Here is a 20,551-nt window from a genome sequence, read left to right on the forward strand (position 1 = left end):
ACTCGCGGCGCGGCTCGAGCCTAGCCGGCCTGCCAGCAGTAGAGGTGGTAGTGCCGACGGTCGCGCACCGCGGCGTCATCGCCGAAGAAGTGCTCGGCACTCCACGCCACGACGTGCGCCTGGCCGGGCGGCACCTCGTTCGCGCAGACCGGGCAGCGGTAGCTCTTCTCCGCGCGGTGAGCGGGCACCTCTCGGACGAACCACTCCGTTCCGCGACGCATCTCCTTGCGCGCTCCGCCGTAGGCGAGGCGGGTGACGTCTCGAGGCGGGTTCTCCGCGGCTCGCTGATACTTGTTGACGCGACGACTACGCGCCACCGCGGTCTCCCCCGTCGCTCACCGGCGGCTCACCACCAGTGGTTGGAAGTCCAGAAGTCATAGGCCGCAGCCCAGCTGCCGTAGCGGCTGACCGCGTACCCGTTCGCCCAGCGCAGGTTGTCGACCGGGTCGTAGCCGTTGCCGGGCACCTTGCTGCAGGGCAGGGCCTGGATCAGGCCGCACGCACCCGAGCTCGCGTTCGTCGCGTTGGGGTTCCAGCCGCTCTCCTTCGACGCGATGTAGTCGACGTAGCCCCAGTCGGATTCTGCGATCCCCGCGGCAGCCATCCACTCGGCGGGCGAGCCCCCGCCGGAGTACTTCGGAGGGGCGCCTCCGCCGGAATCGCTCCCCGACGAAGAGGAGGAAGAGCCGCCGGACGAAGACTTCTTCTTCGCCTCCTCCTCCTCCTTCTTGGCGGCAGCCTTGGCCTCTTCTTCGGCCTTGATGCGCTGCTGCTCGGCCTGCGAGAGCTCCGCCGGCACCTCGGTGAACACGAGGTCGGCCTCTTCCGTGACGTTCGGAGTGAACTCCTGATGGATCCGCTCTTGGAAGGCCATTGCTTCGGCATCGGCGGGCGCGCTCGGCATTGCGAACGGGGCGACGACCGCTCCACCGAAGATTCCGGCGACAGCGAGCACGGCGACGGGGACCTTCACACGGGTCCAGCGCGACAGGGGGGTGGAATTCACGACAGGCACAATATAACGATTATATCTCAGACGATGGAGTCATTCAATGATGGCGAGAAAGAACCCGAAGCCCTCAGCGGGTCGCGAGGATCAATTCGACGACGGAATCGAGCAGGGCGTCGACCTGATCCTCGTCGTAGCCCCGCCACTGCGAGTGGAAGACCACGTCGCGCACTTCCGCCGTCGACAGCCCGAGCTCGCGGCGCTCGAACATGTCGAAGATCCGGTCGAGGAAAGCATCGACCTGCGAGCGACGGTAACCGGTCGCGAAGATCCCGCGCCGGCGGAATCGCCTGCCCCGCGGCCGCTGCATGCGCCCGCGCACCTCGGAGAGGAGCTGGCGGGTCTCATCCCACCAGGCCTCTTCGCCCTCGGATCGAACGCGGGCGCGCCGCTCGCGCTCGAAGAAGACGTCCTCGAGCCGATCCATCGCGGCGTCGACGTAACGCGCCGCGTATCCTCCGCGCTTCACCGCGAACGCCGTACGGCGGACCTCCTCAGCTGTCATCGACGCCTCGCCGGCGCCCTCGTAGGCCGCCCGAGCGCGATCGAGGAAGGCATCCACCTGTTCCGGCTGATAGCCGATCTGCGAGCCTGTGGCGAGGGGGAAGGAGGAGTGCACCGCACCATTCTGACGGTTCGCCCGCGGTTCCTGCTGTGAAGCGGCTGTCATCACGCCACCCCCAGCACGAGCGCGACGCCGTAGACTCCGACGGCCGACGGCAGCAGCGAGTCGAGCCGATCGAGGAACCCCCCGTGACCGGGGATCCAGGAACTCATGTCTTTCACTCCCAGGTTTCGTTTGATGAGCGACTCGGTGAGATCCCCCATGGTCGCCGTGATCAGCACCACGACGCCGAGCACGATCCCGACCCACCAGGGCTGCTGGAGTGCCAGCACCGACACGCCGACACCGACCGCGGTCGCCACGACGGCCGCGCCCGCGAAGCCCTCCCAGGTCTTGTTCGGGCTGATCCTCGGCGTCATCTTGTGCTTGCCCAGCGTGACACCCGCGGCGTATGCCCCGACATCGACCGAGACCACGATGAGCACGAGCGCGAACACCCACCACTCGCCGCCGTCGACATCGACGAGCAGCACCGCGAACGACGCGAGGAACGCGACGTAGACCAGCGTGAACAGGCCCGAGAACACGTCGCGCACCAGCGTGCGGGGCGGCGTCTCCCACGCCGGCACCAGGCCCTCGACCAGCCGCCAGACCGTGAGCAGCGCCGAGCCGGCGAACAGCCCGAGCAGCATGCCCTCGGCGCCCCAGAAGTAGGCGCCGCCGACGACCACCAGGCCCCCGAGCACGACGCCGACGCGTGGCACTCGCCGGCCCGCAACCCGGAACGCGGCCGCGAGCTCGACCAGCGCCACCGCGACGAGCAGCACCACGAGCAGTACGAACACCTGCTTCACGAGCAGCAGGCTCGCGAGGAAGACCACTGCGAACACGAGGCCCGACAGTATCGCGAAGAACAGGTTGCGCCCGGCCCGGGCCTCGATCCTGGCGTTGGTCGCCTCGAGCTGCGCGCGCCTGCTCTCGATCGCGCTGCGCAACTCGTCGCGCCTGTCAGAACCGGCCATGGAGGTTAGACCTCCAGCAGTTCGGCTTCTTTGCGCTTGAGCGCGTCATCGACCTGGTCGATGAACTGCTTGGTCACCGACTCGAGCTCCTTCTCGGCGCGAGCCACCTCGTCCTCGCCGATCTCGCTCTTGAGCGCGTCGAGGTCGTCCTTGCCGCTGCGGCGCACGTTGCGGATCGCGACTCGCGCGTCCTCGGCACGCCCCTTCACGATCTTGACGAACTCCTTGCGGCGCTCCTCGGTGAGCTCGGGCAGGGTGACGCGGATCACATTGCCGTCGTTCGAGGGGTTCGCCCCCAGGTTCGGCATGTCGCGGATCGCCTGCTCGATGCCCTTCATCGCGCCCTTGTCGTAGGGTGTGACGATCAGGCTGCGGGCATCCTGATTCTGCACGGACGCCAGCTGCGACAGCGGCGTCGGGGTGCCGTAGTAGTCGACCTGCAGGTTCTGCAGCAGGGCCGGGTTGGCGCGGCCGGTGCGCACCGTAGCGAAGCCCTCCTTCGCGGCCTCGACCGCCCTGTTCATGCGGTCCTTGACATCGACGAAGATCTCTTCGATCACGGTGCTCTCCTTTTGAAACCTTCTGAAACGCTCTGATATCCAGCTTAGCGGTGCACGAGGGTGCCGAGCTGCTTGCCGCGGATCGCCTCGGTCACGTTGCCCGCGGGCTCCATGCCGAACACGCGCATCGGCATGCCGTTGTCCATGCACAGGCTGAACGAGGTCGAGTCGACGACCTTCAGCCCCTGCACCAGGGCATCCCCGTAGGTGATCTCCTCGATGAGGGTCGCGTCGGGATCCTTGTTCGGATCCGCGGTGTAGACGCCGTCGACGCCGTTCTTCGCGACGAGCACCTCGTCGGCGTGGATCTCGAGCGCGCGCTGCGCGGCGACGGTATCGGTCGAGAAGTACGGCAGACCGGCGCCCGCGCCGAAGATCACCACGCGCCCCTTCTCGAGGTGCCGGATCGCGCGCAGCGGGATGTAGGTCTCCGCGACCTGCGTCATGGTGATCGCCGACTGCACGCGGCTCGAGACGCCCGCCTGCTCGAGGAAGTCCTGCAGCGCCAGCGCGTTCATCACCGTGCCGAGCATCCCCATGTAGTCCGCGCGAGCTCGATCCATGCCGCGCTGCGAGAGCTCGGCGCCGCGGAAGAAGTTCCCCCCGCCGACCACGACCGCGACCTCGGCGTCGTCCATCGCCGCCGCGATCTCGCGGGCGATCTGGCTGACCACGTCGGGGTTCACCCCCAGCGTCCCTCCCCCGAAGGCCTCCCCCGAAAGCTTCAGCAGCACTCGACGCTTATGTGGGGTCTCGGTCATGGGGTACTCCTTCGCTCGGATGGTCTATCAAGTAGCTTATGGGGTGCCGCTGCGTGCGCCTGTGCGTTCACCGCCGCACGCAGCATAAGGGCCCGGATCGCAGATGCGATCCGGGCCCTGGAAGACGCTTAGGCGCCCACCTTGCCGCGCGCGAAAGCGGTGACGGTGATCCCCGCGGCGTCGGCGACCTTCTTCACGTCGCGCTTGTCGGAATCGAGTGCGTGCACCTGCTCGCCCAGCACGACCTGCTTGAAGAACGCGTTCAGGCGCCCCTCGACGATCTTCGGCAGAGCAGCCTCGGGCTTGCCCTCGTTCTTCGAGATCTCGGTGACGATCTCGCGCTCCTTCTCGACGTCGGCCTCCGGCACCTCTTCGCGGGTGACGTAGAGCGGGTCGGCGAAGGAGATGTGCTGGGCGATGCTCAGCGCAGCCTTGTCGTCGGCACCCTCGTAGCCCACGATCACGCCGATCTGCGGGGGCAGATCCTTCGAGGTGCGGTGGAGGTAGACGGCGGTGGCCGGAGCCTCGATGCGCGTGACCTTGCGCAGCTCGATGCGCTCGCCGATGATGGCGGCCTCATCGGTGATGAGCTCGGCGACGGTCTTGCCCTCCGCGGGGGCCGCGAGGGCCTCCTCGGTGGTCTTCGCACCGGCCGCCACAACGGCGTCGAGCACGCGCTCGGAGAGGGCGAGGAACTTCTCGTTCTTCGCGACGAAGTCGGTCTCGCAGACGAGCTCGATGAGCGTCGCAGCGCCCTCCGACTGCTTGACGGCGACGAGCCCCTCGCTCGCCTCGCGGTCGCCGCGCTTCGCGACGCCCTTCAGGCCCTTGAGACGCAGGATCTCGATGGCCTTCTCGATGTCGCCGTCGGCCTCGACGAGTGCGTTCTTGCTATCGACCATGCCGGCGCCGAGGCGCTCGCGCAGTTCCTTCACAGCGGCCATGCTCACTGCAGCCATGTGTGACTCCTCTATTTCATGTCATCCTGCGCGCAGTCGCAGGATGTAGTTCTGGTGGTGGTTACTCGGCGGCGGGGGCCTCGGCAGCCGCCTCGGCGGGAGCCTCGGTCGCGGCCTCGGCGCTCTCGGCGGGAGCCTCGGTCTTCTCGGCGTTCAGCAGCTCGACCTCCCACTCGGCGAGGGGCTCGGCAGCGGCCTCAGCACCCTCGGCGGGCTTCTGGTGACGCTCCATGAGGCCCTCGGCGACGGCGTCGGCGATCACGCGGGTGAGCAGCGCGACCGAGCGGATCGCGTCGTCGTTGCCCGGGATCGGGTAGGTGACCTCGTCGGGATCGCAGTTGGTGTCGAGGATCGCGATGACCGGGATGCCGAGCTTCTGAGCCTCGTCGATCGCGAGGTGCTCCTTCTTGGTGTCGACCACCCAGAGAGCCGACGGGGTCTTGCTCATGTTGCGGATGCCGCCGAGCGACTTCTGCAGCTTCTCGAGCTCGCGCTTCTTGAGCAGCAGCTCCTTCTTGGTGAAGCCGCTCGTGGTGCCCTCGAAGTCGAGCTGCTCGAGCTCCTTCATGCGCTCGAGGCGCCCGGTGACGGTCTGGAAGTTGGTGAGGAGGCCGCCGAGCCAGCGCTGGTTGACGTAGGGCTGGTTGACGCGGGTCGCCTGCTCGGCGATCGCTTCCTGGGCCTGCTTCTTGGTGCCGACGAAGAGGATGTTGCCGCCGCGGGCGACGGTGCTCTTCACGAACTCGTAGGCGGCATCGATGTAGCCGAGCGACTGCTGCAGATCGATGATGTAGATGCCCGAGCGCTCGGTGAAGATGAAGCGCTTCATCTTCGGGTTCCAGCGGCGGGTCTGGTGTCCGAAGTGAACACCGCTGTCGAGCAGCTGACGCATGGTGACGACGGCCATTGCCGTTCTCCTGTTCTGCGCACCCCTGCGGGCGCGCGCTTGCGGTTGTCATCGGTCGCGAGTGCGACCAGATCCTGGTGCCCCGGGCTCGGCCGCCCTGCAGCGCTGAATACGCGAACAGGGACCGTCGGCTTTGCTCCGCTGTGCGGGCACGCGAAGTCATCTCTTTCGAGATGCATCGACCATCTTAGCACCAAGCGCCGCCGCGCGACGGCGCCGATCGTGGTAGGACTCCGCTCACAACTGGGCGTTTTCGCCTAGAACCCGACTTTCCATCCACATTCCTCGGTTTTTGCACCGGCCGCCTCCCGGCATCCCTCACGCTGAGCTGCAGGAGGTGCCACATGACCCGCACACCAGCCCATAACCAGACCCTCGGCGCGCAGGGAGAGATGCTCGCCGCGGCCTTTCTCGAGCAGCAGGGATTCATCGTGCTCGAACGGAACTGGCGCAACCGCTACGGCGAGCTCGACCTCGTCGCTCGCGATCGTTCCGCGCTCGTCGCCGTCGAGGTGAAGACCCGCACGGGCACCGGATACGGCAGCCCGCTCTCGGCGATCACCGCTCGCAAAGCCGCGCGCATCAAGAGGCTGCTCCTCGACTGGGCGCAGGATCGCGGGGCGCACGCCCCGCAGCTGCGCGTCGACGCGGTGGGCATCACAATGGCCCCGAACGACGCGCCCCGCATCGAGCACCTGCGAGGCCTCCTGTGAGCCGCGCGGTCTGCCGCGCCGCGGCGATCACACTCACCGGACTCGATGGCACCGCCGTGATGGTCGAGGCCGCAGTGTCGCAGCAGCTCCCCGGCATGGCGATCATCGGACTCCCCGACACGAGTCTGGCCGAGGCGCGGTTGCGCGTGCGATCCGCCACCGCGCAGCTCGGCATGCCCGTCTCGGAGCGCTTCGTCACGGTGAATCTGAGCCCGGCCTCTCTGCCGAAGCAGGGCTCCGGTTTCGACCTCGCGATCGCCCTCTCCGCCCTGGCCGCGCTGGGCCACGTGCCGGCGCACGAGCTCTCGCGGACCGCGCACCTCGGCGAGCTTGGGCTCGACGGAGAGCTGCGCAGGCCCGCCGGTCTGCTGCCCGCGGCCGTGGCCGCGCACAGTCTCGGCTTCCGCCGCGTCATGGTGCCCGAGGTCTGCAGCGCCGAAGCAGCGCTCGTACCGAACCTCGAGGTGATCGCGGTAGCAGATCTCGCCGCCGCCGTGGGCTGGTATCGAGGCGAGCGCGACCGTGCGCGGGTTCTGCCCGGCACCGGCGGCGAGCGCGTCGCGGCGAGCGCACCGGCGACCGCATTCCACGGTGCGGAGGACTCGATGCTCGACATGGCCGATGTGATCGGGCAGCCCGAGGCCGTCGAGGCGCTCGTGGTCGCCGCTGCGGGTCGGCACCATCTGTCGCTGCTCGGACCGCCCGGGGCGGGCAAGACCCTGCTCGTGTCCCGGCTGCCCTCGATCCTCCCCGATCTCACGGACGAGGAGTCGCTGACCGTGAGCAGCATCGCGGCCCTGGGCGGCGTGTCGCTCACCTCGCTCGTGAACCGTCCGCCCATGGAGTCGCCGCACCACACGGCTTCCAAGGTGGCGATCATCGGCGGGGGCGACAGCGGCGGGATACGCCCGGGGGCGATCACTCGGGCCTGCCACGGGGTGCTGTTCCTCGACGAGGCTCCCGAGTTTCCCGGCACGGTGCTCGACGCGCTGCGGCAACCGCTTGAATCCGGCCGCATCGAGATTCATCGCGCCAGGGTCCACGCCGTGCTTCCGGCTCGCACTCAACTGGTGCTGGCCTCGAATCCGTGCCCGTGCGGCAATGCCGGGTCGCGGGATCCCGGCGCCGAGTGCGGCTGCTCGCCGAGCAGGCGGGTGAAGTATCTGCAGCGCATCTCGGGTCCGCTCAACGATCGCATCGATTTGCGACTCACTGTGCAACGGGTGCCGGGCGTGCTGCTCGCCGATACGGAAGCGACCCGCCCCTCGAGTGCCGAGCTGCGGCGCCGTGTGACCATGGCTCGCGGGGCGGCGGCCGAGCGGCTGCGGGGAACTCCGTGGAGCACGAACGCGGAGGTGCCCGGCAGCTGGCTCCGGGGCTCGGCCGCGAGACTGCCGCGAGCCGACACCGTCGTGCTCGACCGCGCGTACGCCAGAGGGGCACTGACGCTGAGGGGCTACGACCGGGTGCTGCGCGTCGCATGGAGCATCGCGGACCTCGCGGGCAAGCCCAGGCCGAAACGGGACGAGATCGCGCAGGCGCTCGCGCTTCGGGGTGGTGATCCCCGGTGAACGAGCACGGCGAGGAGAAGGTGCGTGCGCTGCTCGACGTCGACGCCGATGTGCGCGGGCGAGTGATCCGGCTCGCACCCGAGGCGGAGGCCGGGCAGCTGGAGAGCCTGTTCGCGCGTGCGGTGTGGTCGAGACTCGTGGAGCCGGGTGATGCGGTCGCGGGCGCCCTCGTGTCGATCCTGGGGGCCACTCGGGCTCTCGAACTGCTGCTGGCGTCGACCGCTCCCCGTCGGGTCTGCGAGATCGCTCGCGCAGAGGGGGCCTTCGAGTCGCAGCCGGGCACGGTCGCCAAGGCGCTCGCTCGCTGGCGGCTGCGTCTCGACCGAGCGGCGAGCATCGGCGACCTCGACCGCGCCCTCGATGCGGGGATGAGCATCCTGGCTCCGGGATCCCCGCACTGGCCGAGCGCGCTGGATGATCTCGGGCGGCACGCGCCCCTGCTGCTCTGGACGCGGGGCGATGCGTCTCAGCTCGCGGCGTTCTCGGTCGCGGTGGTGGGGGCGCGGGCGTGCACGGGGTACGGCGCCGGTGTGACGGCCGAGTTCACGGAGGCCCTGTGCTCCGCGGGCGCGGTCATCGTCTCCGGTGCGGCGTACGGGATCGATGCCGTCGCGCATCGCACGGCGCTCGCCGTCGGCTCGCCCACCGTCGCGGTGCTGGCCGGCGGCGCGGATCGCGCCTATCCGAGCTCGCACGGCCCCCTGCTGACGCGCATCACCGAGACGGGCGCGGTCTGCTCCGAGATGGTGCCGGGTGCGGCACCCACCCGGTGGCGATTCCTGCAGCGGAACCGAACGATCGCGGCTCTTTCCAGGGCCACGCTCGTCACCGAGGCCGGGGTGCGATCGGGGTCGCTCAACACGGCCGGGCATGCGGCGGAGCTGGGGCGCCCGCTCGGGGCGGTACCCGGAGCAGTGACCAGCTCTGCCTCGGCCGGGTGCCATCGCCTGATCCGCGACTACGGCGCCGCACTCGTCACGAACGAGGCGGAGGTCAGGGAGTTCGCGGGGCTCGGCGATGATCCCGTACTCTTCGACGCCGCGGCCGCGGGACCCGCCGGTGCCGGCAGTGCGGGTAGCGGCGGCAGCGGGGGCGGATCGGAGGGGGCGCGCCAGCCCGCGCTGCACCGGCGCGTGCTCGACGCGCTTCCGCTCCGGGGCGCCCGCGACCTCCCGGCAATCGCCCGGCTCGCCGGCGTCGACGAACAGGAGGCGAGGGGCGCACTCGCCGAACTCGAACTGCTCGGCGCCGTGGCGCGTCGCGAAACACCGGGCTCCCCCGGCCCCGCGTGGGCACTGGAACGGCGAACATAGGCCACCCCATTCCCGACCCGTCGAGATACGGATCTTGCAGCCTCTTCCGCGGATGGGCATGCAAGATCCGTATCTCGGAGGGAGCGCCCGAATGCCAGAGCCGGCCGAAGAGGCGCTCACGGGTCATGACGGGCTGGGCACGGGTCGGGGCTGGGCTGGGCTGGGCTGGGCTGGGCTATGATCGAGGCAACCACGTGACACGGGGTGCCCCGAGGGGCTGAGATCACACCCGTCGAACCTGATCTAGTTCGTACTAGCGAAGGGATGTCGCGCATGACGCGCACGCATGACCACCTGTCCGCTTCATCCGGGGCACTGCTCTCCAGGCTGCGGATCGAATCTCCACTGGTGCAGTGCCTGACCAACACGGTCACCACGAACCTCGTCGCCAATGCCGTGCTCGCGGTGGGCGGCAGCCCCGCGATGGTCGATATTCCGGGCGAGGCCGGGGTATTCGCCGGAACCGCAGGAGCCGTGCTGATCAATGTCGGCACCCCGTCTGCAGAACAGCGCGGCGCGATGATCGAGGCCGCCCGCGCAGCCTCGCAGGCCGGCACTCCCTGGGTGCTCGATCCGGTCGGGATCGGGCTGCCCGTCCGCACCGATCTGGTGCGCGAACTGATGTCGCTGAGGCCGACGGCGATCCGGGGAAACGCCTCGGAGATCCGTGCGCTGGCGGGGTTCGGGGCGAGCGTCCGCGGCGTCGACGCCACGGACGCCGTGGACGATGCGCAGGACGCCGCGGTCGAGATCGCGCAGTCGTGCGGGGCCGTGGTCGCTGTGTCCGGCACCGTCGATCTGGTGACGGACGGCACGAGCATGACCCGCATCTCGAACGGCACGGAGCTGTTCACGCGGATCACCGGAGCCGGGTGTGCGCTCGGCGGTGTGCTCGCCGCGTTCCTCGCCATCGGCGACGATCGGCTGTCTGCCACGACCGCGGCGTGCCTGGCATACACGGTGGCGGGCGAGCTGGCCGCCGAACGCGCAGATCTGCCTGGTTCGTTCGCCGTCGCGCTGCTGGACTCCCTCGGCGGCCTCGGCGCGGCGCAGCTGCACGAACGGGCGAGGCTGTCATGACGCTGGATCTCTCGGTCTACCTGGTCACGGATTCCGCACAGGCGGCACGATCCGGTCGCGACATCGTAGACGTCGTGCTGGAAGCGGTCGCGGGCGGGGTCACCACGGTGCAGGTGCGGGAGAAGCACGCCGACACCCGCCGGGTGCTCCAGCTCGTGGAGGCGCTGGCCGATCGCCTCCCGCCGCGCGTCGCGCTGTTCGTCAACGATCGGGTCGATGTGTTCCTCGCCGCTCGCGCCCATGGCGCGCGGGTGACCGGTGTGCACGTCGGTCAGAGCGACCTCCCGGTGGAGGACGTGCGGGCGCTCATCGGCGCTGAACCGGTGATTGGCCTGACTGCGAACACCCCCGGCGATCTGAGCGCGACCGTCTCGAGCGCCGCCCGTGTCGGATATGTGGGCATCGGCACGGTGCGCGACACCGTCTCGAAGGCCGACGCTCCCCCGCCACTGGGGGTTTCCGGGGTCATCGCCCTCGCGTCCGAGTGCGCACTGCCCGCAGTCGCGATCGGCGGGGTGACCCCCGACGATCTTCCCGCGCTCCGCGCCGGCGGAGTAGCCGGCGCGGCAGTCGTGTCGTGGGTCTGCGCCTCCGCCGATCCCCGTGCATCCGCACGCGCGCTCGCCGCGGCCTGGGAGGAAGGATCATGACCCCGGCCTCTCGAGAGCAATCTCTCACCCGGATTCCGCGGGTGCTGAGCATCGCCGGCACCGATCCGACGGGCGGCGCGGGCGTCCAAGCCGACCTGAAGAGCATCGCCGCCAATGGCGGGTACGGCATGGCGGTGGTCACGGCACTCGTCGCGCAGAACACGACCGGTGTCCGCGCCATCCACACGCCGCCCGTGGAGTTCCTCACCGAGCAGCTCGCAGCGGTGGCCGACGACGTGACGATCGACTCCGTCAAACTCGGGATGCTGTTCGACACCCCGATCATCACCGCCGTCGCAGACTGGCTGAAGCGCGTACGCCCGCCGGCCGTGGTGCTCGATCCCGTGATGGTCGCTGCCAGCGGCGACCGCCTGCTGACGGAGACCGCCGAGAGCGCTCTGCGCGACCTTCTGCCGCACGCGGATCTGGTGACCCCGAACATCCCGGAGCTCGCCGCGCTGCTCGGCGAGCAAGCGGCAGCCGACTGGGACGACGCCCTCCAGCAGGCCGAGACGCTCGCCCGGCGCTCCGGCGTGCGCGTACTGATGAAGGGCGGCCACCTCGACGGCGCCGACTCCGACGACGCGCTGGTCTCCCCGGCCGGCGATGTCGACATCTTCACCGCTGCCCGGATCGACACCCCGAACACCCACGGCACCGGGTGCTCCCTGTCTTCGGCGATCGCCACACTCTACGCGCGTTCGGGCGACTGGGCGATCGCCATCGGGCAGGCGAAGAGCTGGCTCACCGAGAGCATCGCCGCGGCAAGCCGGCTCGACGTCGGACGAGGATCCGGCCCGGTCTCTCACTTCGCGGGACTCTGGCAGCGCGGCGGCACCGCAGCGGTCAGCGCGGAGGAGATCGCCACACGTTGGTGGGACGGGATCGCGGGGGTCCGCGCCCGGATCGATGATCTGGCTTTCATCCGGAGACTCGCTGACGGTTCGCTGCCGCGGGAGCCATTCACCCGGTATCTCGCCCAGGATGCGCTGTACCTCAGGGACTACTCGCGCGCGCTCGCTGAAGCCGGCAAGCTCGCCCCGAGCCCTGCCGAGCAGGCGTTCTGGATCTCCAGCGCGCACGGCGCGATCGCCACCGAGCTCGAACTCCACACGAGCTGGCTTCCCGCAGACGCGGTGTTCGACGCGGCGCCGAGCCCCGCCACCACCGCCTATGTCGATCATCTCCTCGCAATCGCTGCGCGCGGCGACTACGGTGAGCTCATCGCTGCCCTCCTGCCCTGCTTCTGGATCTACGTCGACCTGGGCGAGAGGCTGGCTGCTCACGCGACACCGGATCACCCGTATGCGGCCTGGCTCCAGACCTACGGCGATCCTGCCTTCCGCGACCTTAACCGGAAAGCCGTCGGCATCGTCACCGCCCACGCCGCGCACGCCACCGATAAGCGCGGGGAAAGGATGCGTGCGGCGTTCGAGACATCGGCCCGCCACGAGCTACGGTTCTTCGAAGCGCCCCTGAGCCAGGATGCCGAGAACTGGGAGGAACACACCTCGTTCCCGCAGCCTCCCGCCGCGATCCGATAGATAGACGGAGAAACTGGCGGAGGCGATGCCGCAGCGGCGAGAATGAGTGCATGGATCTGACGGCGGCGATCGAGGCGTTCATCGCCGCCGTGCGCCTCGAATACGGGTACTCCGAGCACACGGTGCGCGCCTACGCACGGGATCTGCATGATTTCGCGGAGTTCGCCGAGCAGGCCGGCGCCCGCACCCTGCCCGAGTGCGATCTCGAGCTCATGCGCGGGTGGCTCTGGCAGCGGCAGCAGCGCGGCCTCGCGGCGAGCACCCTCTCCCGCAACGTCGCCACGCTCAAGTCGTTCGGCTCCTGGCTCGAGCAGCGCCGCCTCGTGCCGGGCAACCCTGCTTCGAGGCTGCGCGCCCCGAAAGCCCAGCGAGACCTCCCCCGGGTGCTCGCCGACGAGCAGATGAAACGCGTCCTCGAACGCGCAGCCCGGCGCGCCGAGAGCGGAGACCCGGATCAGCTGCGAGATCACGCCGTGCTCGAGCTCCTGTACGCCTCGGCGCTGCGCGTCTCCGAGCTGTGCTCCCTCGACCTCGACAGCATCGACCGGCGCGAGCGCACCGTGCGGGTGCTCGGCAAGGGAAACAAGGAGCGCGTCGTGCCGCTGGGCGGCCCTGCCGCAGCAGCCGTCACCGTCTACCTCGAATCGGGGAGACCGGCTCTTTCGGCCAGGTCCGCCGGATCCGTCGAGGCGGCGCTCTTCCTCGGCAGCCGCGGCGCAAGGCTCGGCAGCAACGCCGTGTACCGGCTCGTCGCACGCGAACTCGAGCGGGAGCCGGGCGGAGGCCCGCGCGGCCCGCACACGCTGCGGCACACCGCCGCGACCCACCTGCTGAACGGCGGAGCGGACCTGCGCGTCGTGCAGGAACTGCTCGGGCACTCCAGTCTCGCCAGCACACAGGTCTACACCCACGTCTCCACTGAGAGGCTCGCCGAGAGCTACCGGCAGGCGCACCCCCGCGCATGACCCGCCCTCACCAGGGCAGCAGCATCGGCCGGTGCATGAGGTAGCGCAGCGGATTCACGTATTCGCCGTCCACCCGCACCCCCAGGTGCACGCACTCACTCGAACAGTGGCCTCCGGCAGCCGCCTCGCCGAGCAGCGCACCGCCCGCCACGCGGTCTCCCGAAGCGAGGTCGCTCGCTACCGGCTCCAGTGAGTAGACGGTGCGCTCGTCCACCCTCACCGAGATCACGGGCCGATCCACCACAGTCCCCGTGAAAGACACGGTGCCCGCCGCGGGCGCGGCGACCGTCGCGCCCGGTGCCGCTGCCAGGTCGATTCCGCGGTGCCCCGAACCGTAGCGGTGCGGGGGCGCGCGATAGGGTCCCGTCACATCGAGGGCGCCCGTCGGCGACACCCAGAGGATGGTCGCAGCTTCGCCCGCGGCGGGCGTTGGTCTCGTCTCGATGCCCGTGCCCGAGACACTCGATGACAGGCCGGCGATGAGCGCGGCGGCCGCGAGAAGCATGAGAGCCGGTATGCGAAGAATGGTCATGCCCCGACTCTGCCATCGCACCGATAGCGCAGGGGCCGGATCCTCATGATCTGTGGAGAAGTGATCCCCTGTGCCGGCGGAGGCTCATCTGTGAGCGAAGCAGTCGGCAGACCGACCCCGGTCGCTACTCGTCGAGCGACAGCTCCTGGGGCAGCTTGAACTCGCGGGCCGAGAGCTCCTCGACGTTCACATCCTTGAATGTGAGCACCCGCACCGACTTCACGAAGCGGTCGGAGCGATAGACATCCCACACCCAGACATCACTCATCGAAAGCTCGAAGTAGAAGTCGCTTCCGGCGTCCTGCCGCTTGAGATCCACCTCGTTGGCCAGGTAGAAGCGGCGCTCAGTCTCGACGACGTAGCGGAACTGACTGGCGATGTCGCGGTACTCGCGAAACAGCGACAGCTCGGCTTCGCGCTCGTAATCGTCTAGCTCGTCCTCGTTCATCCATCCCATCCTACGCCGTCTTCGCGCGCACTCCGCTCCCCGACGAGGGCGAGACACGCCGAGATTGACTTACTCGAACATATGTTCGAATATTGCTGCATGAATTCCACCGCGACCGTTCGCTCGCTCCAGCAGCGCATCACCGAGATGCAGCCGCTGCGGCTCGACGATCGCGCGCTCCCCACAGCGGCAGGGCTGCGTCGGCTGTTCCCGGGCGGCGCCCTGCGGAAGGGCGCCAGCTACGCCGTTCACGGATCGTTCCAGCTCGCCCTCGCGATGCTGGCCGAGGCCTCGTCCACCGGCGCGTGGTGCGGCGTGATCGGCTGCCCTGCATTCGGGGCCGAAGCCGCCGCCGCGCTCGGGGTCGCACTCGACCGCTGCGTACTCATCCCCGATCCGGGTGCGGACACGGTGGGATTGGCTGGTGCGTTGAGCGAGATCCTCACCCTCGTCGTCGTGTGCGGGGTGCAGCACCCCCGTCCGACCGCTGTCGAACGGGTCTCGGCGCGGCTCCGCGAGCATGGATCGGCGCTGGTCGCGGTGGGCGACTGGCCCCGTCCCGAGAGCACGCTGCGGGTCACGGCATCTCACTGGAGGGGGCTCGGTCAGGGGCACGGTCTGCTCGAGGATCGGGAACTCATCGTGCAGACCCAGGATCGCCGGGGCGTCGGTCGCCACGCCGTGCGCTTCACGGGCGGCGCGATCGCCGACCCCGATGCCGGCGAAGTGCGCAGGCTGGTGCTCCGATGAGTGGCGGACTCGGGAGCAGCGCCGCGGCGAGCACGGCTTCGAGCGCGGCTTCGAACCCGGCTGAGCGGATCATCGTCTTCTGGGTCCCCGACTGGCCGGTGATCGCCCACTTGCGGGAGGCCGAGGCCGCAGGAGCTGAGACTCAGGACTCGCCGCACATCGCGCTGGTCGCGGATCGCCGGGTGGTGGCATGCTCGGGCGCGGCGCGCGCCGAAGGGGTGCGCGCGGGGCTACGGGAGGCCGAGGCGCAGTCCCGCCTCCCGAGCCTCGCGGTGCACCCGCATGACCCGGAGACCGACGAGCGTCGATTCGCTCCGGTGATCGCGGAGCTCGAACGCCTCATCCCCGGAGTCGAACCGCTCCGTCCGGGTCTCTGCGCCATGCGCGCTCGCGGCCCCGCCCGCTACTACGGGGGCGAGGAGAGCGCCGCAGCGGCGATCCTGGCGCTCGCCGCGAAGTTGGGCCTGGCCGACGCGCGAGTCGGGATCGCCGATGGCCGCTTCGCCGCGGAGCAGGCCGCCCGTGCCGGCTCGGGCGACCCCGCGGTGACGGCGCCCCGGGAGGGCGTGCGCATCGTGCCCCCCGGTGCCGCGGCGGCCTTTCTGAGCGATCTCCCCGTGTCGCGCGCGGCAGAACCCGCCCTCGCCGAGGTGCTGAGCGGTCTCGGCATTCGCACGCTCGGCGCACTGGCCGCGCTTCCCGAGGATGCGGTGCGACAGCGGTTCGGGGCCGCCGGGGTGGCTGCGCATCGGCGCGCATCCGCTTCGGGCCCGCGGCACGGCTCCGAAGTCCGGCCTCGGCGACCGATGCGCGACCTCGCGGTGGAACTCCCCCTCGAACCTCCCGTGGAGAACTCGGAGCAGCTCGCGTTCGCATGCATGGCGCTCGCCGAGCGCTTCATCTCGGGGCTCGCAGAGGACCGCCTCGTCTGCACCGGGCTGCGCGTCGAACTCACCGACGATCTCGGTGTGCGGCACGAGCGGGTGTGGGCGCACCCCCACCGTTTCACGGCCGCCGACGCGGTCAATCGCATCCGCTGGCAGGTCGCCGCGCTGCCGTCGAAGCATACGCCGGCAGAAGGCGGACGAGAGGGCACGGGTATCGCCCTGGTCCGACTGTCCCCCGCGCACACCGATCGCGCCTCCGCTCATGAGCCCGGCCTGTGGAGCGCCGAACCCGACGCACGGGTGCACCACCACCTCAGCAGGGCCCAGAGCCGACTCGGACACACCGGTGTCGGCACGGCGGAACTCGCCGGCGGGCGAATGCTCGCCGCGCGGCAGCGCTTCGTGCCGTGGAACACGGCCCATTCGGCGCAGCACGCGGCGCGCGACTCCGCCGCCGGTCCCTGGCCCGGAGCTCTCCCGGGGCCGAAGCCCAGCCTCGTCTTCCCCGAGCCTCTCCCCGCCGAGCTCCGAGACGAGCACGCCCGCACCGTGAACATCGACGAGGAGGATCTGCTCACCGCTCGGCCTGCACGCCTCCGCGTGGGTCCCACCGTATTCGACGCTCCCGTGAGCGACTGGTCGATCCCCTGGCCCGTGCGAGAGCAGTGGTGGCGAGGCGCCCCCGAACGGTTCAGGCTGCAGGTGCAGCTCGGCGACGGCGATGCCTGGTTGCTGCTGCACGAGCGGGGGCGCTGGTACGCCGAGGGGAGGTACGACTGATGGGCTGGCAGAACTCACCGCTGCCGTGGCGGGAATTCGAGCGACGGCTCTCGGGGCGCGCCCCGGATACCGTCGAGCCCGATCCTGCCCCCGATCCCGGTGCCGCTCCCGAGTCCGTCGCCGCTCCCGGACCCGAGCCTTCGGCCCCTGCCGTCCCCTACGCGGAGCTGCACGCCCACTCCCACTACAGCTTCCTCGATGGTTCGTCCTCGCCCGAGCAGCTCGTCGCGGAGGCCGCACGCCTCCAGCTCACCGGGATCGCGCTCACCGATCACGACGGCTTCTACGGGGCCTCCCAGTTCGCGGAGGCCGCAGAGGCTCAGGCCAGAGAGGCGAAGCGAAAGGAGCAGGAGAGGGAGGATCGTGACGGGGAGGAGAGCCGGGACGGTCAAGACGGGACGCAGGGGCACCAGCCGCTGCTCACCGTCTACGGTGCCGAGCTCTCGCTCGGGCTCGATGCCCCTCAGCTGGGCGCCGCCGACCCGACCGGCACGCACCTGCTGGTACTCGCGCGCCAGGCGGAGGGGTATCACCGCCTCGCCGGAGCGATCACGGAGGCGCAGCTCGCCGGCGGCGAGAAGGGCAGGCCCGTCTACGATCTGGAAGAGCTGGCAGCGGCTGGGAGGGACCACTGGGTGATCCTCACCGGCTGCCGCAAGGGCGCCGTGCACCGAGCCCTCGCGAGAACGCACCGGTCCGCCTCGAGCCGAGAGATCGGCGACACCCTGGCGCTGGCGGAACTCGATCGCCTCACCGCGCTCTTCGGCGAGGAGAGCGTGTATGTCGAGCTCACGAATCACGGTCACCCCGGCGATGACTCCGTCAATGCGCGTCTCGCATCCCTCGCCGCTGAGAGAGGCCTCCCCACGGTCGCCACGGGCAATGTCCACTACGCCACCCGGGAGCAGTCCCCGCTCGCCGAGGCCATGGCCGCGGTCCGCGCGAGGCGCAGCCTCGACGAGCTCGACCCGCACCTGCCGGCGACCGGATCCGCCCACCTGCGCAGCGGAGCCGCGATGCTCCGCAGGTTCGCCCGTCACCCCGACGCGGTCGCGCGCACCGTTCCGCTCGCCAGGGAACTCGCCTTCCCCTTGAAAGCCGCGCGTCCGAAACTGCCGAAACTGGATCTGCCCGAGGGGCATACGCAGATGAGCTGGCTGCGGAAGCTCGTGTGGGAGGGCGCAGAGGCCCGCTACGGAACGCCCCTCCCCGAGCTCAATCGAGCCCGGATCGAGCAGGAGCTCAGGGTCATCGAGCAGAAGGACTTCCCCGGCTACTTCCTCATCGTGCACGATCTCGTGAGAGAGGCCCGTAACCGAGGCATCCTGTGCCAGGGACGAGGATCAGCCGCGAACTCAGCCGTCTGCTACGTGCTGGGCATCACGGCGGTCGACGCGATCAGATACGACCTCCCCTTCGAGCGCTTCCTGTCGAGCCTGCGCGACGAGGAGCCCGACATCGACGTCGACTTCGACTCCGAGCGGCGCGAGCAGATCATCCAGTACGTCTACAGCAAGTACGGCCGCCGCAACGCGGCGCAGGTCGCGAACGTCATCAGCTACCGGCCCAAGGCGGCGATTCGCGACGCCGCCAAGGCCCTCGGCTACAGCCCCGGACAGCAGAGAGCTTGGACCAAGGGCCTGGAGCGCTGGAGCGGCATCGAGGACGATCCCGAGAGCCCGATCCCGCCTGCCGTGCAGCGGCTGGCCCGGCAGTTCCTGAAGGCCCCGCGCCACCTCGGCATCCACTCCGGCGGCATGGTGCTCACGGAGCGGCCCGTCGGCGAGGTCTGCCCCATCGAGCACGCCCGCATGGACGACCGCACCGTGCTGCAGTGGGACAAGGACAGCTGCGAGACGATGGGCCTCGTCAAGTTCGACATGCTTGGACTCGGCATGCTGAGCGCCCTGCAGAAGACGATGGACATCGTCGCGGCGAGCACGGGCGAGCGGTGGACGCTCGACACGGTTCCGAAGGAGGAACCCGGCGTCTACGACATGCTGTGCCGAGCAGACGCGGTCGGCGTGTTCCAGGTGGAGAGCCGGGCGCAGCTGAACACCCTTCCGCGATTGCTCCCGCGGGAGTTCTACGACCTCGTCATCGAGATCGCGCTGATCCGGCCCGGCCCGATCCAGGGCGGAGCCGTGCACCCCTTCCTGCGGCGCAAGAACCGCCAGGAGGCGGTGACCTACCCCCATCCGCTCCTCGAGCCCGTGCTCAAACGCACCCTGGGCGTGCCCATCTTCCAGGAGCAGCTCATGCAGATGGCCACGACCATCGGCAACTGCGATGGGGAGGACGCAGATCTGCTGCGCCGCTCGATGGGCTCGAAGCGCGGCGAGGAGCGGATCGAGAGCCTGGAGGCGAAGCTCTTCGCCGGGATGAAGCGCCACGGCATCCCCGACGATGCAGCCGCCCGCCTCTACGAGCAGATCAAATCTTTCGCCGACTTCGGCTTCGCCGAGAGCCACTCGCTCAGCTTCGCGCTGCTCGTCTACGTCAGCTCATGGTTCAAACTGCACTACCCGGCGGCCTTCCTGGCGGGCCTGCTGCGCTCCCAGCCGATGGGCTTCTACTCCTCCAGGGAGCTCGTGCAGGACGCGCGGCGGCACGGGGTCGAGGTGCTGCCGCCCGACGTGCAGCGGTCGGCGCCCGAGGCCGACCTCGAAACGCTCGCGGGCGCGGATCCCGTGCGCGGACCCCGCCTCACGGGGCTCGACTCCTGTCTCGATCCTCATCAGCCACCCGCCGGCCCCTTCGATCCGGGCGCACGCGACACGAGCGCCGCCCACCGCCGCGACGGCGCCTTCGCCGTGCGGCTCGGCCTCACCGCGATCCGCGGCATCGAGGCCGCGGCGGCGGAGCGCATCGCCGCGGCCCGAGCGCAAGCACCCTTCGCGGACCTCGCGGATCTCGCCAGACGGGCCGACCTGGATCGCAGCAGGATCGAGGCGCTTGCGGCAGCCGGTGCCTGCGAGAGCCTCGGGATCGGCCGCCGGGAAGCGCTCTGGTCGGCTGCCCCGGCGGCAGACAACCGCGAGCGCTTCCTGCCGGGCATCGCCGTGCACGTGCAGCCGCCGCTGCTCCCCGTGCTGAACCCAGCCGAGCAGACCGCGCTCGACATGTGGACCACCGGAGTGCCGCTCACCGCGCACCCGCTCGAGCTGCTGCGCGACTCACTCGATGCGAGGGGCGTGGTGCGCTCCGACGGGGTGCGCCTGGTACCGCCCGGAACCGTGGTGGAGGTCGCGGGCCTCGTCACGCACCGCCAGCGCCCCGGCACCGCCGGCGGCATCGTCTTCGTGACGCTGGAGGACGAGGCGGGCAGCGTCAACGTGGTGACCTGGCGCGATGTCTGGCTGCGCAACCGACTCGTGGCGCGGTCCTCCCCCGCGCTCGTGATCCGCGGCATGGTCGAGCGCTCGCCCGAGGGGGTGATCAACATCATCGCCGACGCCTTCGAGCCGCTGGCCGCACCGGCCGGCGTCACCTCGCGCGACTTCCGCTGAGCTGCGCCGACCCGGCACCGGATATG

General features: G+C 69.9%; 20 protein-coding genes and 1 riboswitch. Of the genes, 10 read left to right on the forward strand and 10 right to left on the reverse strand.

All coding sequences use genetic code 11. The annotated features are described in order from the left end of the window. Positions 1-20: 20 nt before the first annotated feature. The 8 genes from KVY00_RS02930 to rpsB all read right to left on the reverse strand — a co-directional run bounded on the left by KVY00_RS02930 (position 21) and on the right by rpsB (position 5,783). The gene (locus KVY00_RS02930; RefSeq protein ID WP_223044259.1) at positions 21-317 is read right to left on the reverse strand and encodes an ATP/GTP-binding protein; all 297 of its coding nucleotides are present in this window, start codon (positions 315-317) and stop codon (positions 21-23) included. Between the two features lie 29 nt (positions 318-346). Next, complete coding sequence (locus KVY00_RS02935) at positions 347-1,015, reverse strand: aggregation-promoting factor C-terminal-like domain-containing protein (RefSeq protein WP_394358265.1); 669 nt, start codon at positions 1,013-1,015, stop codon at positions 347-349. Between the two features lie 64 nt (positions 1,016-1,079). Next, on the reverse strand, positions 1,080-1,628 hold the full coding sequence (locus KVY00_RS02940; protein ID WP_255572727.1) for a DivIVA domain-containing protein: 549 nt from the start codon (positions 1,626-1,628) through the stop codon (positions 1,080-1,082). Between the two features lie 50 nt (positions 1,629-1,678). Continuing rightward, positions 1,679-2,596 carry a phosphatidate cytidylyltransferase gene (locus KVY00_RS02945; protein ID WP_223044261.1) on the reverse strand — a complete coding sequence of 306 codons (918 nt, stop codon included), beginning with the start codon at positions 2,594-2,596 and terminating at the stop codon, positions 1,679-1,681. A gap of 5 nt (positions 2,597-2,601) precedes the next feature. After that, complete coding sequence (gene frr / locus KVY00_RS02950; protein WP_394358278.1) at positions 2,602-3,120, reverse strand: ribosome recycling factor; 519 nt, start codon at positions 3,118-3,120, stop codon at positions 2,602-2,604. An 80-nt stretch (positions 3,121-3,200) separates the two neighbouring features. After that, complete coding sequence (pyrH, locus tag KVY00_RS02955) at positions 3,201-3,917, reverse strand: UMP kinase (protein ID WP_223044263.1); 717 nt, start codon at positions 3,915-3,917, stop codon at positions 3,201-3,203. Between the two features lie 128 nt (positions 3,918-4,045). Next, complete coding sequence (tsf, locus tag KVY00_RS02960; RefSeq protein ID WP_223044264.1) at positions 4,046-4,876, reverse strand: translation elongation factor Ts; 831 nt, start codon at positions 4,874-4,876, stop codon at positions 4,046-4,048. A gap of 61 nt (positions 4,877-4,937) precedes the next feature. Continuing rightward, complete coding sequence (rpsB, locus tag KVY00_RS02965; RefSeq protein WP_223044265.1) at positions 4,938-5,783, reverse strand: 30S ribosomal protein S2; 846 nt, start codon at positions 5,781-5,783, stop codon at positions 4,938-4,940. Between the two features lie 344 nt (positions 5,784-6,127). Here rpsB and KVY00_RS02970 point away from each other — a divergent pair, with 344 nt between their 5' ends. From KVY00_RS02970 to KVY00_RS03000, 7 genes are all read left to right on the forward strand, one after another. After that, positions 6,128-6,496 (forward strand): YraN family protein, encoded by a 369-nt coding sequence (locus tag KVY00_RS02970; protein WP_223044266.1) that lies wholly within the window; start codon positions 6,128-6,130, stop codon positions 6,494-6,496. Continuing rightward, positions 6,493-8,067, forward strand: coding sequence for a YifB family Mg chelatase-like AAA ATPase (locus tag KVY00_RS02975; RefSeq protein WP_223044267.1), 1,575 nt, complete (start codon positions 6,493-6,495; stop codon positions 8,065-8,067). Before KVY00_RS02970 ends, KVY00_RS02975 begins: the two co-directional genes overlap by 4 nt. Continuing rightward, on the forward strand, positions 8,064-9,380 hold the full coding sequence (gene dprA, locus KVY00_RS02980; protein ID WP_255572728.1) for a DNA-processing protein DprA: 1,317 nt from the start codon (positions 8,064-8,066) through the stop codon (positions 9,378-9,380). The genes KVY00_RS02975 and dprA overlap by 4 nt, the downstream gene beginning before the upstream one ends. Positions 9,381-9,570: 190 nt before the next feature. Further along, positions 9,571-9,662: riboswitch (TPP riboswitch) on the forward strand. Beyond that, on the forward strand, positions 9,654-10,460 hold the full coding sequence (gene thiM / locus KVY00_RS02985) for a hydroxyethylthiazole kinase (RefSeq protein ID WP_255572729.1): 807 nt from the start codon (positions 9,654-9,656) through the stop codon (positions 10,458-10,460). It overlaps the preceding riboswitch by 9 nt. Continuing rightward, complete coding sequence (gene thiE / locus KVY00_RS02990) at positions 10,457-11,110, forward strand: thiamine phosphate synthase (protein WP_223044269.1); 654 nt, start codon at positions 10,457-10,459, stop codon at positions 11,108-11,110. Before thiM ends, thiE begins: the two co-directional genes overlap by 4 nt. After that, on the forward strand, positions 11,107-12,654 hold the full coding sequence (locus tag KVY00_RS02995) for a bifunctional hydroxymethylpyrimidine kinase/phosphomethylpyrimidine kinase (RefSeq protein ID WP_223044270.1): 1,548 nt from the start codon (positions 11,107-11,109) through the stop codon (positions 12,652-12,654). Before thiE ends, KVY00_RS02995 begins: the two co-directional genes overlap by 4 nt. 50 nt (positions 12,655-12,704) lie before the next feature. Continuing rightward, positions 12,705-13,619: a tyrosine recombinase XerC gene (locus KVY00_RS03000; RefSeq protein ID WP_223044271.1), complete on the forward strand. Its 915-nt coding sequence runs from the start codon at positions 12,705-12,707 to the stop codon at positions 13,617-13,619. A gap of 7 nt (positions 13,620-13,626) precedes the next feature. Here the strand turns inward: KVY00_RS03000 and KVY00_RS03005 are convergent, their stop codons facing one another. Beyond that, positions 13,627-14,151 carry a peptidoglycan DD-metalloendopeptidase family protein gene (locus KVY00_RS03005; RefSeq protein ID WP_223044272.1) on the reverse strand — a complete coding sequence of 175 codons (525 nt, stop codon included), beginning with the start codon at positions 14,149-14,151 and terminating at the stop codon, positions 13,627-13,629. Positions 14,152-14,275: 124 nt separating this feature from the next. Next, entirely contained in the window at positions 14,276-14,599 is a 324-nt protein-coding gene (locus KVY00_RS03010) for a DUF2469 domain-containing protein (protein ID WP_017884881.1), read from the reverse strand. A gap of 99 nt (positions 14,600-14,698) precedes the next feature. On the opposite strand from KVY00_RS03010, the gene KVY00_RS03015 reads away from it, so the two are divergent. Genes KVY00_RS03015 through KVY00_RS03025 form a run of 3 tightly spaced genes read left to right on the forward strand, consistent with a single transcriptional unit; the run spans position 14,699 to position 20,525 of the window. Then, complete coding sequence (locus KVY00_RS03015; protein ID WP_223044273.1) at positions 14,699-15,349, forward strand: hypothetical protein; 651 nt, start codon at positions 14,699-14,701, stop codon at positions 15,347-15,349. Beyond that, on the forward strand, positions 15,346-17,016 hold the full coding sequence (locus tag KVY00_RS03020) for a DNA polymerase Y family protein (protein ID WP_223044274.1): 1,671 nt from the start codon (positions 15,346-15,348) through the stop codon (positions 17,014-17,016). Before KVY00_RS03015 ends, KVY00_RS03020 begins: the two co-directional genes overlap by 4 nt. Next, the gene (locus KVY00_RS03025) at positions 17,016-20,525 is read left to right on the forward strand and encodes an error-prone DNA polymerase (RefSeq protein ID WP_223044275.1); all 3,510 of its coding nucleotides are present in this window, start codon (positions 17,016-17,018) and stop codon (positions 20,523-20,525) included. Before KVY00_RS03020 ends, KVY00_RS03025 begins: the two co-directional genes overlap by 1 nt. Positions 20,526-20,551 lie beyond the last annotated feature (26 nt).

This window comes from Leucobacter tenebrionis, assembly GCF_019884725.1.
Taxonomy (GTDB): Bacteria; Actinomycetota; Actinomycetes; order Actinomycetales; family Microbacteriaceae; genus Leucobacter; species Leucobacter tenebrionis.

Excerpts from the sequence above, each read along its gene's own strand:
- frr (WP_394358278.1), bottom strand. The coding sequence starts at position 3,120 with ATGAACAGGGCGGTCGAGGCCGCGAAGGAGGGCTTCGCTACGGTGCGC.
- KVY00_RS02970 (WP_223044266.1), top strand. The coding sequence starts at position 6,128 with ATGACCCGCACACCAGCCCATAACCAGACCCTCGGCGCGCAGGGAGAG.
- KVY00_RS03025 (WP_223044275.1), top strand. The coding sequence starts at position 17,016 with ATGGGCTGGCAGAACTCACCGCTGCCGTGGCGGGAATTCGAGCGACGG.
- rpsB (WP_223044265.1), bottom strand. The coding sequence starts at position 5,783 with ATGGCCGTCGTCACCATGCGTCAGCTGCTCGACAGCGGTGTTCACTTC.
- KVY00_RS03015 (WP_223044273.1), top strand. The coding sequence starts at position 14,699 with ATGAATTCCACCGCGACCGTTCGCTCGCTCCAGCAGCGCATCACCGAG.
- KVY00_RS03010 (WP_017884881.1), bottom strand. The coding sequence starts at position 14,599 with ATGAACGAGGACGAGCTAGACGATTACGAGCGCGAAGCCGAGCTGTCG.
- KVY00_RS03020 (WP_223044274.1), top strand. The coding sequence starts at position 15,346 with ATGAGTGGCGGACTCGGGAGCAGCGCCGCGGCGAGCACGGCTTCGAGC.
- KVY00_RS03000 (WP_223044271.1), top strand. The coding sequence starts at position 12,705 with ATGGATCTGACGGCGGCGATCGAGGCGTTCATCGCCGCCGTGCGCCTC.
- thiE (WP_223044269.1), top strand. The coding sequence starts at position 10,457 with ATGACGCTGGATCTCTCGGTCTACCTGGTCACGGATTCCGCACAGGCG.
- thiM (WP_255572729.1), top strand. The coding sequence starts at position 9,654 with ATGACGCGCACGCATGACCACCTGTCCGCTTCATCCGGGGCACTGCTC.
- tsf (WP_223044264.1), bottom strand. The coding sequence starts at position 4,876 with ATGGCTGCAGTGAGCATGGCCGCTGTGAAGGAACTGCGCGAGCGCCTC.
- pyrH (WP_223044263.1), bottom strand. The coding sequence starts at position 3,917 with ATGACCGAGACCCCACATAAGCGTCGAGTGCTGCTGAAGCTTTCGGGG.
- KVY00_RS03005 (WP_223044272.1), bottom strand. The coding sequence starts at position 14,151 with ATGACCATTCTTCGCATACCGGCTCTCATGCTTCTCGCGGCCGCCGCG.
- KVY00_RS02995 (WP_223044270.1), top strand. The coding sequence starts at position 11,107 with ATGACCCCGGCCTCTCGAGAGCAATCTCTCACCCGGATTCCGCGGGTG.
- KVY00_RS02945 (WP_223044261.1), bottom strand. The coding sequence starts at position 2,596 with ATGGCCGGTTCTGACAGGCGCGACGAGTTGCGCAGCGCGATCGAGAGC.